Annotated in this window: 12 protein-coding genes and 1 pseudogene; 5 read left to right on the top strand and 8 right to left on the bottom strand. The window is 62.7% G+C overall.

Annotated elements, in window-relative coordinates; translation table 11 throughout:
* On the bottom strand, positions 1-210 hold a 210-nt coding region (locus tag GNZ13_RS53130), incomplete at its 3' end, for a hypothetical protein (protein WP_236002437.1).
* Between GNZ13_RS53130 and GNZ13_RS43040 the strand changes: the two are divergent.
* Positions 125-1,161 (top strand): annotated as a pseudogene (locus GNZ13_RS43040) (NRAMP family divalent metal transporter); the annotation flags it as partial. The gene GNZ13_RS53130 and the pseudogene GNZ13_RS43040 overlap by 86 nt on opposite strands.
* 148 nt (positions 1,162-1,309) lie before the next feature.
* On the opposite strand, the gene GNZ13_RS43045 reads toward GNZ13_RS43040, so the two are convergent.
* Complete coding sequence (locus GNZ13_RS43045) at positions 1,310-1,786, bottom strand: OsmC family protein (RefSeq protein WP_172176490.1); 477 nt, start codon at positions 1,784-1,786, stop codon at positions 1,310-1,312.
* Between the two features lie 109 nt (positions 1,787-1,895).
* On the opposite strand from GNZ13_RS43045, the gene GNZ13_RS43050 reads away from it, so the two are divergent.
* Positions 1,896-2,537 (top strand): GntR family transcriptional regulator, encoded by a 642-nt coding sequence (locus GNZ13_RS43050; RefSeq protein WP_172176492.1) that lies wholly within the window; start codon positions 1,896-1,898, stop codon positions 2,535-2,537.
* Here the strand turns inward: GNZ13_RS43050 and GNZ13_RS43055 are convergent, their stop codons facing one another.
* Positions 2,538-2,879 carry a hypothetical protein gene (locus tag GNZ13_RS43055; RefSeq protein ID WP_172176494.1) on the bottom strand — a complete coding sequence of 114 codons (342 nt, stop codon included), beginning with the start codon at positions 2,877-2,879 and terminating at the stop codon, positions 2,538-2,540.
* A gap of 138 nt (positions 2,880-3,017) precedes the next feature.
* Here GNZ13_RS43055 and GNZ13_RS43060 point away from each other — a divergent pair, with 138 nt between their 5' ends.
* The 3 genes from GNZ13_RS43060 to GNZ13_RS43070 all read left to right on the top strand — a co-directional run bounded on the left by GNZ13_RS43060 (position 3,018) and on the right by GNZ13_RS43070 (position 6,089).
* Positions 3,018-3,158, top strand: a complete 141-nt coding sequence (locus GNZ13_RS43060) for a hypothetical protein (RefSeq protein WP_216675246.1) — start codon at positions 3,018-3,020, stop codon at positions 3,156-3,158.
* 114 nt (positions 3,159-3,272) lie between these two features.
* Complete coding sequence (locus tag GNZ13_RS43065; RefSeq protein WP_172176496.1) at positions 3,273-3,980, top strand: glycine zipper 2TM domain-containing protein; 708 nt, start codon at positions 3,273-3,275, stop codon at positions 3,978-3,980.
* Between the two features lie 102 nt (positions 3,981-4,082).
* Positions 4,083-6,089, top strand: a complete 2,007-nt coding sequence (locus GNZ13_RS43070; protein ID WP_172176498.1) for a bifunctional DedA family/phosphatase PAP2 family protein — start codon at positions 4,083-4,085, stop codon at positions 6,087-6,089.
* Between the two features lie 293 nt (positions 6,090-6,382).
* Here the strand turns inward: GNZ13_RS43070 and GNZ13_RS43075 are convergent, their stop codons facing one another.
* Genes GNZ13_RS43075 through GNZ13_RS43095 form a run of 5 tightly spaced genes read right to left on the bottom strand, consistent with a single transcriptional unit; the run spans position 6,383 to position 14,728 of the window.
* Entirely contained in the window at positions 6,383-6,964 is a 582-nt protein-coding gene (locus GNZ13_RS43075) for a PqiC family protein (RefSeq protein WP_216675247.1), read from the bottom strand.
* Positions 6,964-8,574 (bottom strand): PqiB family protein, encoded by a 1,611-nt coding sequence (locus GNZ13_RS43080; RefSeq protein WP_172176502.1) that lies wholly within the window; start codon positions 8,572-8,574, stop codon positions 6,964-6,966. The genes GNZ13_RS43075 and GNZ13_RS43080 overlap by 1 nt, the downstream gene beginning before the upstream one ends.
* A complete protein-coding gene (locus GNZ13_RS43085; protein ID WP_172176504.1) occupies positions 8,567-9,865 on the bottom strand; it encodes a paraquat-inducible protein A in 1,299 nt (432 codons plus the stop codon). The genes GNZ13_RS43080 and GNZ13_RS43085 overlap by 8 nt, the downstream gene beginning before the upstream one ends.
* Entirely contained in the window at positions 9,862-11,484 is a 1,623-nt protein-coding gene (locus tag GNZ13_RS43090) for an efflux transporter outer membrane subunit (RefSeq protein WP_172176506.1), read from the bottom strand. The genes GNZ13_RS43085 and GNZ13_RS43090 overlap by 4 nt, the downstream gene beginning before the upstream one ends.
* Position 11,485: 1 nt before the next feature.
* A complete protein-coding gene (locus GNZ13_RS43095; protein WP_172176508.1) occupies positions 11,486-14,728 on the bottom strand; it encodes an efflux RND transporter permease subunit in 3,243 nt (1,080 codons plus the stop codon).
* Between the last annotated feature and the right edge of the window lie 12 nt (positions 14,729-14,740).

Genomic DNA, 14,740 nt, shown 5'->3' on the forward strand with positions numbered 1-14,740 from the left:
GGCCAGATCCACGCCTATACGAGTAATGTTGTCCATGACTTTCCCCTTCTCAGATGGGTTGCCCAGCACCAACCATCCTGGCATATCGCTATGCCACGAGATCGGGAAAGTCCTTACTAATTCGGTTAGCCAGATGACGCGCGATTTCTTCATTCCGGACTGGCCCGCCAATTCGAAATTGAGCGACGTGATGCTGCTCGTGATCGGCATCGTCGGCACCACCGTCGCGCCGTGGCAGTTGTTTTTCCAGCAGAGCTATATCGTGGATAAACGCATCACGCCGCGCTTCATGAAGTACGAGAAAGCCGACCTGTGGATCGGCATCGTATTCGTGATGATCGGTGCGGTGGCCATGATCTCGTTCTGCGCCGCACTGTACGCAGGCAAACCCGAGTTCGGCAATTTCACGGATGCGGGTGGCGTGATCGCCAACCTCGAAAAATATGCCGGCCGCACGCCCGCGGTTCTCTTCGCGGTTGCGCTGTTCGATGCCTGCATCATCGGCGCGGCCGCCGTCTCGCTGTCCACCGCTTACGCAATCGGCGACGTGTTCAAGATTCGCCACTCGCTGCATCGCGGCGTGACGGACGCGAAGGGCGCATCGTTGCGGCCGCCGCGGCACTGGTATTGATTCCCGGCAGCCCGCTCGGTCTTCTGACTGAAGCCGTGCAGACGCTCGCAGGCGTGCTGCTTCCGAGCGCGACGGTGTTCCTGCTGCTATTGTGCAACGACCGCGCGGTCCTCGGTCCTTGGGTGAACTCGAAGAAGCTCAACTTCTTCACAGGCGCAGTTGTCTGGGTGCTCGTCATGCTTTCCATCATCCTGACTGCATCGGTGATGTATCCGGACATTACCGGCGAAGCGATTATTGAAGTGCTGGCCGGCGGCACGCTACTGGCCGTAGTCGGCTACGCTGCGACCGTAATGGCTCGCAGGCTGCGGCTCGCACCGGCGGATGCCGCGGCTTCCGCGGTTATCGATAATGAGCAAGCGTTTTCGAAAGAAGCACGCAATACGTGGCGCATGCCGCCCCTGGAAGAACTGCCGGCGCCGCAATTGACCCTGTCCAAACGTGTCTGGATGGGAGTGCTGCGCGGCTATCTGATCGTGGCTGTCATTCTCGTTGTCGTGAAGGTCGTGCAGATGACTTTGCTGCATTAAATCGATGCTGCCCCCGCCCGCTCCCAGTTGTTTCGGGGAGCGGCGGGGACAACGATCGACCTCCGCCCTACGCGCCGCACACTGCTTTGCCTGATCAGTTGCGTTGCGACCTTCTCTCTACCGGATGCTGGTGACGGCCACGCATCCGTCACGCCCCACTCGTCGCAATTTCCGGCTCGCACAGAATCGGAAAATTGACCGAGTTCGCGATATAACACTTCTCATGCGCCACGTGATGCAAACGCCCGGCCAATTCGAGGTCGCCGCCTGCCTGAATGACCACATGCGGGCGTAGAACGATCTGCGAAAAGCGGCCCTGCTCCGGACTATCGAGCATCGTGCCTTCGGCGTTGTCGCGATAGCTCAGAACAACGATGCCCGCGTCCGAGCAAAGATGCAGATACCAGAGCTTGTGGCAGGCTGAAGCCGAGGCGACCAGCAGATCTTCCGGATTCCACCGGTTCGCGTCGCCGAGAAATGCCGCGTCTGATGATCCGGGAATGTCGGGCTTGCTTCCCGCAGCGATGATATGGTCCCGACCGTATTCACGGTATCCCGAGGTGCCGCTGCCGCGGTTGCCTGTCCATTGCACCGATACCGCGTATTTGTGCTCGCCATACACCATGCCAATCTCCTTTGCTGTTGACCCGGAATTGAATTCGCAACACATGGATTCTATATGCGCGCGACAGTTTTGGTATACCATTATTCCAAATGACAACCGATAGAAGCACATGGACCACAAACTGGATTCGACGGCCGACGCCATCGCCGCCTCACTACGCGAACTCATCGCGGCCGGCGAACTGGAGGACGGCGCACGGCTGGTGGAGCGCGAACTCGCCGATCGATTCGGGGTGAGCCGGGTACCGATGAGAGAGGCCATCCAAAAGCTCGAGGGCGAAGGACTGGTCGAGCTCATGCGCAATCGCGGCGCCGTCGTGCGAACCCTGACGGAGTCCGACCTGGATGAGATTTACGGCCTGCGCATGTTGCTCGAAGGAGACGCTATCTTCCACGCGGTCAAACGCATGGACAGCGAGACGCTATCGCGCGCCGAACTCGTTCATCGGCTTCTGGGAGACGCGGATACAGCGCAAAGACAGGGTGAACTGAATCGCGAGTTTCATGAGCTGCTATACCGCCCGTGTGCAAACGGCCGGCAATTGAAAGCGATCCGCGAGCTGTGCGCTCAGGTCGAGCGCTACGAGCGGTTACAAGGCACGTTGCTTGCCGACACACCGGCCTTTCAGGACGAGCATCTCAAGATTCTCGAAGCATGCGAGGCGGGCAACGCACGCCTCGCGAGGTCGATGACAGTGGAACACCTTGCGTCGGCGAAACGCATCGTTCTGCAACTCCTTCGGAGTGGCTAACTACTGCTGTCCGAACGCTTTTCCCGCCACATTCGGCGCACGAGGATCCGGACTCATATTCAGGCTGGTGCCGTTCGCGCGCATGTTGTTGAGGACCGGGCCTGATCCCATGCTGCCGGTTCCGCCAATCGCCGGGGAACTGCCCACCGTACCCAAGCCCGGCGTTGGGCTCAGGCCTGCGGCACCCGTCCCCACACTCATTCCCTGCCCCGCACCAGTGGCCCCACCTGCCTGCAAACCGCCCAACCCATTAGCGCCAAGGTTTGCTGACTGAGCACAAGCCACGCTCGCCAGACCCAACACCAGCGCCGAAGTCAAAACACCCTTTGTCACGATTTTCATGGCCCACTCCGTCATTCCGTCGAATTGCCTGACCGAACTACTCACATCATCGTAGCGATGTCGAGCCAACGACGCTCAGGAAGGAATCCGGTCAAAGAGTAAGACTGGCCGCCTGCTGCGTTTGTTCATCGCTGAAATTTGAACGACACGCTCGACCATTTCCACACGAGGCTGTTGAAACTGGCATCCGGTTTCCAGACGACGACGGGCGCGCATCTGGCGAAAATTCGCCACAACCGCTTGCAGCGTTTCCTCGACAAATTTACCGACGAGATCTGAGCGGGCCAATCTTCGTCGGCAAGTTGTACAAATGCTTACAAAGCAGTGTGTCCCCGGCGTACACCGTCCGCGCTGCTGCGACGTTATTGCAGGCATCTACCAGCGGAGCCCACAATGAATACCAACCTCACCCCCAGCAATCCGCAGCGCAGCCGCATTCACCCCCTCGTCGCCGGCGCTGCCGTGGCCGTCATCCTTGCGAGCGCCACCGGCATCGCGGCGATGACCGGTCTTCTGCCGACCTCGCACGCCGTGACGGAGCCCGCGCAGCCGGCCACCACGGTCGCGGCGCAGGTTGCGAGCGCTCCGGTCGCCGCGCCCCAACCGGCCCCGGTTCAGCAAATGGCGCAGCAACCGGTCCAGCAAGCCGCACCGCCACGTCCGCGCGTCCATCACACGCACAGCACGCCTGCCGCGGACACGCCGAGGTACGCCAACAATCAGGGTTATCAGGCACCGTATGAATCTGCACCGGCAAGGCCGGCCGCCGATCCTTATGCGGGCGAAGTCGTTGCCATCAACACGGTCCAGGCGCCTGAGCCGACCACCGGGCTCGGCGCACTGGGTGGCGCAGTCGCGGGTGGACTCGTCGGCAATCAGATCGGCGGCGGACGCGGCAAGATTCTCACCACCATCGCGGGTGCCGTAGGCGGCGGCCTTGCCGGCAACGGGATCGAGCATGCCGTGCGCAAGCAGACCACCTATCAGGTCCAGGTGCGCATGCAGGACGGCAGCTACCGCAACTTCAGCTACCCGACGCAGCCGGACGTCCAGATCGGCCAGCGGGTTCACGTATCCGGCGATTCGCTGACGGCTTCGTGAGGTCTTGCGCCGGCATTTCACCGGATGCCGGCTTGCAAAAATGTGGGGACACGCCGTGCGCGTTATGATCAACCGTTACGCCAGAACGGCTGATCGCGCACGATGGAGCACGCCTACATCCACCTTTTGCATCTGCTTGCCGGCCATCCGGCGTGGACGCTCACGGTCATCTTCCTTGCGGCCTTCCTAGAGGCCATCGCCGTCATCGGCACATTCATCCCAGGCAGCACCGCCATGTTTCTCGCCGGTGCGCTGGTCGGCACAGGGTCACTGAGCCTCGGCTGGGTGTTCCTGTCGGCGATTGTCGGCGCCGTCGCCGGGGACGGCATGAGCTTCTGGATCGGCAAGCGCTACAAGGACAGAATCGTCCAGCTCTGGCCGTTCAGCAAACACCCACAAGTACTCGACGCAGGCCACCGCTTCTTTCAGAAACACGGCGCCAAAGGCGTTGTGTTCGCCCGCTTCATCGGACCATTGCGGGCGATCGTGCCGGTCGTGGCGGGCATGCTGTGCATGACGCCGGTGCGCTTCTACGCGATGAATGTGCTGTCGGCTCTGCTATGGGCCCCCGCGCATATCCTGCCGGGCGTAGTATTTGGCGCCTCGGTGCTGCTGGCCGGCGCGGTGTCGTTCCGTCTCGTCGTCATCATCGCGTTACTGGTGTGCATCGTCTGGCTGAGCTTTCGCGCGATGGGTTTCCTGCTCTCACATGCCAGTGCGTGGTCGAGCGCGGCGGGCCGCTATCTGGGAAGCTGGGCTTGCCGCCACCCAGGCCCGTTCGGCCGGCTCGCGCGGCGACTGCTGGACCCCGAACAGCCGGATGCCAGCAGCATCGTGGTGACATCGCTGGTTGTGCTGGCGTCGGGCGCGCTCTTCTTCGGGGTCCTCGACGACGTCATCAGCGGCGATCCGCTGGTCAACGTCGATCTGTCCGTCTATCACTTCCTGCAATCGGTGCGCACGCCCTGGAGCGACACGGTCCTTGCAGGACTGGCGACGCTCGGCAGCGTCTTCACGCTGACGGCGCTAGTTGTGACAGTGATGGTGTGGATGCTGCTGGAGCGGCGTTGGCGCACCATCGGCTACTGGCTCGCCGCGGTCGTGTTTTCCCAATTGCTGATCTTCGCCCTGCAGTTCGCCATGCAGCGTGCGCCGCCCAATGAGCTCCTGTCCGCCGCCTACGTGTTTCCGAGCAATCACGTCGCTGCGACGGTGATTGTCTACGGCTTCCTCGCGTTCCTGCTCGCGCGACGGGTCGGCATGCTGGAAGGCTTGCTCGTGGCGACCGCGAGTACGGTTGTCGTGATCGTGGTCGCGCTCGCGGGGCTTTACTTCGGCAGGTATTGGGTCTCGGACGCGATCGGCGGCGCCGCGCTCGCGTACATCTGGGTGGCGATCGTCTCGCTGACGGCGATGTTGCGGCATCCGGAAGTGCCGCCCTCACGCGGCTTCATGCCGGTCGTGGTTCTCGCGGTGATGCTCGTGAGCGTGGGCGTGCAACTGAGCGTCAATCCGCCGGCGCCACCGCCGGACAACACGCTGCGCCCGCCGCCCGTGCTGGTCACGCAGGCGCAGTGGACGGTGTCGCTGTGGAAGAGCCTGCCATGCTATCGCTCGGACATGGGCGGCGACCGCAAGGAACCGCTCACGCTGCAATGGGTGTCGAACCTCGATTCGATCAAGGGGCAACTGCGCGCGCAGGGATGGGTCGAGGGCACGGACCTCTCCGCGCACAGCCTGCTCTCGCTTGCTTCGCCGAACGTCGCGGCGGTAGCGCTGCCGGTCTTGCCGAAGCTGAACAACGGCGTGCCTTCATCGCTGGTCCTCATGCGTCCCGGCGACACCCGCGACGAACGCGACGTCCTGCGTTTCTGGCCGAGCGGCTATGCCGTGGAGAACGGTGCGTCGACCACCCCGCTGTGGGTCGGGGCTTTCGCGCACGAACGGCTCTCCCGGGCATCGTGGCCGATCAATATTCTGCGGGTCGACAAGGAAGTGTCGTCGTTCGACGCTCACACAAAAACGAGCGCCGGCCTCGGCGCGGCGCTCGTGGGCCAGGTAAGTTGCCACGGCGTGCCGGTATCGCTGCTGGCCTCTCCGGTGGAATGAGCGGCGCGTTGCCGGCGGTTTGCCTGGGTTTGCCTGGATGGGCGTGTTCGCCGTTCCCATCCAGAAATCGCCTTGTGCTCAATCACTTGGCGGCTTCGGCCAGGACTTGTCCACAAGGATATGAACATTTTCTGTGGATAACCTGCGCGATTCCATTCGCACATTCCGCTCGACGTCCACTCAGACGCACAGCTTGTGCGAGCATTGACAGGCTTGCACGATCGGGCCGTTATCCACGCTCATTGGTTGACCCGCAATCAGGAGCGGCGGTTCAGACGCCGCTGCCCCCTCTCTCAAGGCGACGCCGGGCGGATCGCGGTGGCAATATCGCGACTGATTGTGGCGAAGGCCCGGCTGTATGCCGCCACCAACGCATCGTAGCCGGCCCCGGAACAAGGCTCGCGCACGGTGCTGCGACCGCTGAGCGGCGCACGTTTGCCGGGCGACGACACCGACCACAACGCATCGACCGTGACCGCGTCGCCGAGCGTGGCGTCAAAGCGCTGGACGTCGATCTGCACACGATAAACCGCGGCCTGATCTCCGGCCATCGGGTAGGCCGACACGCGCGGGCTATTCAGATCCTGTGCGACATCAGCGGCAATCACCCGCGGAATCTGGCTCTTCAATGAGTCTGCCCAGCGGGCAAATTCGTTCATCGTCACCTGATTGGCGCCGGCGCGCACCACGATCTGCGGCCGGTCGACGAGTTCGGGGACGCTGACCGCACCGATCAGGACCGTGACCGGCGTAGCAGGACGTGCACTGTCGCCTGGCGCTTCCGCGCTTAACGTGTAGAAGTCGGCCTTTGGCGAGGCACAACCGGCCAGCGTAGCGACAGCCAGTGCGATTGCGAGGAGTAAGGATAGGCGCATCACTTGTTATCCCCCGGTTTGCCGCGAATCAGTGCCTCAGGATGACGGTCGAGGTAATCCGCGAGCGAGCGGAACGCCGCCGCGGTGCGCGCGAGTTCACGCATCGCATCGGTGGTGCCCTGCTGCAACTGCGAGTTCGGCTGCAACGCACCGTTCGCCGAGTCCAGCGCCGTCTGCGCGGCGGCGAGCGTGTCCCGAGCCTGCGGCATGACCTCCGTGCGCAACTGTTTGAGAAGCGAATCCGCATCCGCCAATGTCTTTTGTGCGTCCTTGCCGATCCCTTCGAACGGGATCTTGTTCAGCTTGGCCACCAGACCGGTCACCGAATCCTGCAGCGATTGCAGTCCGCCAGGCACGGTCGGCATTTCCGGCGGGTTCGCGCTCCAGTTCACCTCGGCTTTGGGCGCAGCAGGGAAGAAATCGAGCGCAACATACAACTGTCCGGTCAACAGGTTGCCGGTTCGCAACTGCGCTCGCAGGCCCTGCGAGACCAGCCATTCCGCCATCCGGTGGGGATCCGACGAGAGCCTGCCTCCGGTCGCACCCGACTTGTAACGCGACGTGAACCGCTCCGGATAAAGGCGCACCTCGACTGGAATGCTGAACTGCTTCTTGGCCTGATCGAAGCGCGTATAGATCGCGGCCACCTCGCCCACCACGATGCCGCGGAAATCGACCGGCGCACCGACCGTCAACCCGCGCACCGAGTCGTTGAAATTGAAGACATAGCTCTCGATGATGCGGTCATGGCGCTTCATCGCGTCCGCACGATCGTGGAACAGCATAAATTCGGTACGAACGGCAGCCTCGGACTGACCGGTCGTCTCATCCGGCGTCTGGAACGCAAGGCCGCCGATCAGGATCGCGACCACAGATTGCGTGTTGACCTTGACGCCATCGGTACCCAGGGACACGTCGACGCCGCTTGCGTGCCAGAACCGCGTATCGTTCTGCACGTACTTGTCATAGGGCGCGTTGATGAAAGCGTGCAGCGTGACGCCCTTGCCGTCCGGGTCGAGCGCGTATGAGGTGACCTGTCCGACCTGCAGGCGTCTGAAGAAGATGGGAGAGCCGATATCGAGCGAGCCCATGTCCTCGCTCTTCAATATGAACTCCCGCCCCGGCACGCCGCTGGCGAAGACCGGCGGCGACTCGAGTCCGACATAGTCGCGCCGCGACTTCGTTGAAGTACCCAGATCCATGCCAATGAAGGAACCGGACAGCAGCGTGCCGATGCCCGACACCGTGCCCCCGGAAATCCGCGGGCGCACGACCCAGAAACGCGTATCGTCGACCAGCATGCTTGATGCGTCCTTGACCAGCTCGGCGGTCGCGACAACGCTGCTGTGGTCTCTCGACAAGGTCACGCTCTTGACCACGCCAACATCCACGTTCTTGAACTTGATTTTGGTCTTGCCCGCTTCGAGGCCTTCGCCGGTCGCGAAGCTGATGGTGACAGTCGGCCCCTGTTCGAGGACCGCTTTGACCGCGAGCCAGCCGCCGATCAGCACCGCGATGATCGGCACCAGCCAGACGATCTGCATGCGCCAGCGCGAGCGAGGCGTGGCTACCGCTTCGGGAAGCTCCGGCGGCCCGGGAGGTCTAGACATGATGATCCTCCGTCGCGTCCCAGATCAGGCGCGGGTCGAACGACATGGCCGCGAACATCGTCAGCACGACTACCGAACCGAACGCGACGGCGGCCGGCCCAGCCTGGATCGTCGCGAGCGCATTGAACTGCACGAGCGCAACGAGAATGGTGATGACGTAGATATCGAGCATCGACCAGCGGCCCACCAGTTCCACCAGCCGATAGATGCGGGTTCGTTGCTCCACGAGCATGACCGAGCGCCGCTGCGTGGAGATCACGAGATACATCAGCGCCAGGATCTTCAGCATCGGCACCGCTATGCTGGCGATGAAGACCACCACGGCGAGCGGCCATGAGCCCGAGGTCCAGAGATAGACCACGCCGCTCAGGATGGTGTCCTTCTCCGAGCCGAACAGCGAACTGGTATTCATCACGGGCAGCACATTCGCGGGGATATACAGCACGATGGCGGCAATCAGGAAGGCCCAGGTTCGCGCGATACTTTCGGGTTTGCGCGCATGCAGATGGGCGCCGCAGCGCGGGCACGCAGCACCGTGCACATGAGCCGCCGACTTCACCAGCAGGCCGCAGCTATGGCAACTCAGCAGGCCGCAACGCAGCGCGGTATGGGCCGACGCGGCGGCCGCCGCCTCCGTCTTCGAGGCCGCATCGTCGAAGCTGCCAATGCGCTGCCAGAGCGCGCGTGGATCGAACGCGGATCCGGCCGCCGCCAGCAGCAGCATGAGCGCGCCGAACGACCAGAGCGCGACACCCGGCACGACGCTCGCGATGTGCGCGAGCTTGACGAGCGCCACCAGCATGCCGAGGATCAGGACCTCGGTCATGCCCCACGGCTGCGCGAGATGCATCAGGCGAAACACGAAATCGGCGTGATACGGGCGGCGGTTCAGTTGCAACGGCACCAGCAGATACGCCATCGCGGTCATCTGCATCAACGGCATCAGGAAGGTGGTGGCGAGCACGAGGCCCGCAAGCGGCCACATGCCGTCTTTGTAGAGCACGCGAACCGCACCAAGCAACGTCGTCTCGACGAGATCGCCGTTCACCGCGAGTCCGACAATCGGGTACAGATTACTGATGAAGAACAGCACGACGCAGGTAAGCGTAAAAGCCAGCGCCCGATCGGTGCTGTTGGGATGCGCGCGATAGAGTTCCGCCTGGCAGCGGCAGCAGCGCAGCGTGCCGTTGGGCGGCACCGCGGATTCCCGCTGCAGCAGATCGCACTCGTGGCAGGCGACGAGAAGAATCGGACCGGCCCCGGTTGCCTCGTTTGTCGTGGCGGTGGTCATTTAGGCTGCTCCGCGCCGGGCGACGTGGTTGACGGATTCGCTGACGGATTCGCTGACGGACTCGCGGATGGACTCGCGGATGGACTCGCGGATGGACTCGTTGATGGATTTGCCAACTGAGACCCTGACTGACCGCCGGATTGACTGGCCACCTGGGCCACCGCTTTCTGCCCCATCACGCGCCCGGTCATCGCCTCGGCCTGCACGACCCACCCGCCGCCCATCGCCTTGTAAAGACCGATCAGCGAGCTGAACACCAGGCCATTGGTCTGCGTATAGCTGAGTTGCGCGTTGAACAGACTGCGCTCGGCGTCGAGCACCTCGATATAACTCGTATAGCCGCCTTCGAAACGAAGCCGGGCAAGTCGCGCATACGTCCGCAACGAGTCCACCTGGCGCGCCTGCACGACCAGTTGCTCGCGCGACTTCTGCAGCGCGATGAGCGCGTCGTCGACTTCCTGGAACGCGGTCTGAATCGCCAGCTGATACTGGACCAGCGCCTGTTGCTGTTGTGCCTCGGCCTGGCTGACCTGACCGCTGATGCTGCCCGCCGTAAAGATCGGCACCGTCAACGAGCCGGCGTACGACCACACGCGCGCAGGCCCGGTGAACAGTTTCGAGAACTCGATACTCGTGGAGCCGAACAGGCCCGTCAGCGAAATCTGCGGAAAATACAGCGCACGTGCGGCGCCGATCAGGGCATTGGCCGCGACCAGGTTCTGCTCGGCCTGCAGCAGATCGGGACGGCGCTCGATCAGATCGGACGGCAGACCTGCCGGTACGGCGGGCAGCACCAGTTCAGTCAGTTCGCGTCCGCGCAAGATCGGGCCCGGGTTGCGACCGAGCAGGACCGATAAGGAGTCCTCCTGCTGCGCGATCTGCGTCTCGAGCTGCGGAATCGTGGCGAGCGATGCTTCATATTCGGACTGGCTCTGCGCGAGTTCCATCTGCGAGACATCGCCGCCGGAGAAACGCGCCTGGAATACTTTCACGGATCCGGCGCGGCTGTCGGTGGTCGCTCTCGCGATCGCCAGTTGCTGGTCAAGATCGCGCAGATTGATGTAAGCGGTGGCCACCGAGGCGACCAGCGAAAGGATCGTTGCGCGGCGGCCCTCCTCGCTCGCCAGCAGGCTCGCGCGAGCCGATTCGGTCTCCCGCCGCACCCGCCCGAAGAAATCGAGTTCCCAGGCCACTGTCAGCGGCGCCTGGAACTCGTTGAAGACGGGACTCACGCCTGCCGGCAGCGGTGTCGGTCCGCGCTGCGAGGCACGCTGACGGGAGGCGTCGAAACCGGCGTTGACCTGCGGAAACAGCGCCGAGCGCGTCGTCACGAACTGGCCGAGAAACTGGTCGACGCGGGCGGCGGCGATCTTGACGTCCTTGTTGTCGGCGAGCGCGGCCAGAATCAGATCGTTCAGAACCGGGTCCTGAAACTGTTCCCACCACGGCGTATTGGCCGCATCGACGGCTTCGCTCGCTGCGAACCGGAAGTTCGCGGGCGTCGGCACGTTCGGGCGGACGTAGTCCGGGCCCAACAGGCAACCGCCCAGCCCGATTGCCAGCCCGATCGTCAGCAGCAAGGCAGGGAGCCAACGCAGCGGGAACGCAAAGCCTCGCATGTCAGTCGCCCTCACGTTGCGCGGAAGGCGTGACCGCAGGGCCGCCAGAGCCCGCAGACTTTACCGGAACGAGATCGGGCCCGCCATCCCCCGCCGGCCCGCCGCTCCCTCCCGGCGTCTTCTTGCTGCCGCTCTTTTCCGACATGGTTTCGAGCACGTAGAAGAACATCGGAATGAAGAACACCGCAATCACCGTCGCGCCTAGCATGCCGCCGATCACCCCGGTGCCGATCGAATGCCGGCTGTTGGCCGACGCGCCGAGCGCGATGGCAAGCGGCACGCAACCGAGAATGAACGCGAGCGATGTCATCACGATCGGCCGCAGCCGCTCGGTTGCAGCAGTCACCGCCGCGTCGTACACCGATTCGCCCGCTTCACGATTGAGCACCGCGAACTCGAAGATCAGAATTGCGTTCTTGGCGGCGAGTGCGACCAGCATGGTCAAACCGATCTGGAAGTACACGTCGTTTTCGAGGCCGCGCAAAAGAATCGCGAGCAACGCGCCGAACAACGCGAACGGCACCGCCAGCAGCACACCGAACGGCAAGCTCCACTTCTCGTATTGCGCGGCGAGAATCAGGAACACCATCACCAGGCCGAACACGAACACAAGCCCCGAGGTGCTGCCCGATTGCCGCGCTTCGTAAGCCTCACCGCTCCAGCCGACACCATAGCCCGAAGGCATCACCTGATCGGCCACTTCCTCGAGCGCATTGATGACCTGCCCGGAGCTGTAGCCAGGCGCGCCATTCGCCGTGATCTTCACAGCTGGGAAATTGTTGAAGCGCGTCACCAGATCCGGCCCGGTGACGTACTTCGAGTTCACCACCGCCTTCAGCGGCACCATGTTGTTCGTCTTGCTGCGTACGTAAAGCTGGTTCAGGTCCTGCGGCGTCAGACGGTACTGCGGCTCGGCCTGCAAGATGACCTGCCACAGCCTGCTCGAACGGTTGAACTGCGAGACGTAGAGCGAGCCGAACATGGTCTGCATCGCGCTATACACTTCTTCGATCGGCACGCCGAGCGTTTCCGACTTGTCGCGATCGACGTCGACCAGCAACTGTTGCGACGACGCATTGAAAGTGGACGTGACACGCGCAAGTTCCGGACGGGTTTTCGCCTTCGCCACGAAGTCGTCCACCACGCCCGCCAACTGCGACGTCGTCGCATCGCCCTTGCTCTGAATCCACATCTCGGTGCCGCCGGTTGTGCCGAGCCCCGGAATCGACGGCGGATTGACCGGCAGGATGATCCCTTCCTTCACCTTGGAGAGATTCTCGTAGGCGTCGATCAGCACCGCCTTCGCGTTCTGGGTTCTGATGTTGGCGAACTTGTAGCGCTCATCGAAACTCTTGAAGCCGATGAAGAACGTGCTAGCGTTATTCTTGTTCTGGCTGTCGAGCAGGCTGTAGCCGTCGACGATCGTCACGCTGCCTACCGCAGGCTGTTTCATGAAGTAGTCGGTCACGCGCCGCGACACGTCGCCGGTTCGATCGAGGCTCGCCGCGTCCGGCATGATGATCGCGCCGAGCAGATAGCCCTGATCTTCAGGCGGCAGGAACGAGGTCGGAATGGTGCGCATCATCACCACCGCCAGCGCGATCATGCCGACGAACAGCAACAGCGCGACCACGAAGCGTTTGATCACCAGTTTGACCACGGACGTGTAGCCGTGCGTCATCTTCGCGAAGTTCCTGTCAAACCACTTGAAGAAGCCTTTCTTCTCATGGTGGCCGGGCTTCAGCAGCAAAGCGGCCAGCGCCGGCGACAGCGTCAGTGCGACCACCCCGGAGAAAATGACCGAGATCGCAATGGTGATGGCGAACTGCTTGTACAACTGCCCCGTAATGCCGCCGAGAAAGGCCACCGGCACAAACACCGCACACAGCACGAGCACGATTGCGACCACCGGGCCGGCCACTTCGTCCATCGCGCGCCTCGCGGCCTCCTTCGGACTCAGTTTGTGCACGTTCATATTCCGCTCGACGTTCTCGATCACCACAATCGCGTCGTCCACCACGATGCCGATGGCCAGCACCATGCCGAATAGCGTCAGCATATTGATCGAGAAGCCGAGCGCGAGCATTCCCATGAACGTGCCCATGATCGACACCGGCACGGCCAGAACCGGAATCAGCGTCGCGCGCAGGCTTTGCAGGAAGACGAACACCACGATCACCACGAGTACGAGCGCTTCAAAAAACGTGTGCACGACATCGGAAATCGACGCGCGCGTGAAGTCGGTAGTGTCCAATGCGATGTCGTATTCGAGGCCTTCAGGAAAGGTCTTTTTCATTTCCTGAAGTGTCGAGTGGACCTGCTTCGAGACGTCGAGCGCGTTGGCGCCAGGCTGCTGATACACCGCGATGACGGTGGCCGGCTTGCCCTGAAAGCGGCTGCGGATCGAATAATCCTTCTGGCCCAGCGCGGCGCGGCCGATGTCCTTGAGACGCACAATCGCGGCATCGCCGTTGGCTGCCCGGATGATGATGTTGTCGAAGTCCTCGGGTTCACTCAGGCGGCCGGTGGTGGTCACGGCGAACGACTGCTCGACCGGCGCGCCGGTCGGCGATTGGCCGAGGCGGCCCACGGCGAACTGCTGGTTCTGGTTGGCGACCGCCCGCTGCACATCGCCCGCCGTGATACCCAGTTGTGCCATGCGGTCGGGCTTTAGCCAGATTCGCATCGCGTAATCGGGAGTGCCGAAGATGGCCGACTGATTCGCACCGGGAATGCGCTTGAGCGCATCGAGCACGTAAATATTCGCGTAGTTGGCGATATACGTCGCGTCGTAGCGCTCGCCCGGCGAAAAGATGGCGATCACCATCATGAACGCCGACGACTTCTTCTGCACCTGAATGCCCTGCGACTGCACCGAAGAGGGCAGTTGCGGCAGCGCGAGGTTCACGCGGTTCTGTACGTCGACCTGCGCCAGTTCCGGATTGGTGCCGATCTGGAAGTACGCGTTGACGGTCAGATTACCGGTCGATGAACTCGACGAGTTCATGTAGATCATGTTGTCCGCGCCGTTCACCTGCTGCTCAATCGGAGCGGCCACGTTGTTGGCCACCACGTCGGCGTTCGCGCCGGGATAATTGGCCGAAATCGTGATTTGCGGCGGGGTCACGTCCGGATACTGCGCGATCGGCAAGTTGAACATCGCCACTGCGCCGCCGAGCGTGATGACAATCGAAATCACCGACGCAAAAATCGGGCGGTCGATGCAGTAACGGGAGATATTCATGTCGCGTGTCCC

This window comes from Paraburkholderia elongata, assembly GCF_013177735.1.
In the GTDB taxonomy this organism is placed as follows: domain Bacteria; phylum Pseudomonadota; class Gammaproteobacteria; order Burkholderiales; family Burkholderiaceae; genus Paraburkholderia; species Paraburkholderia elongata.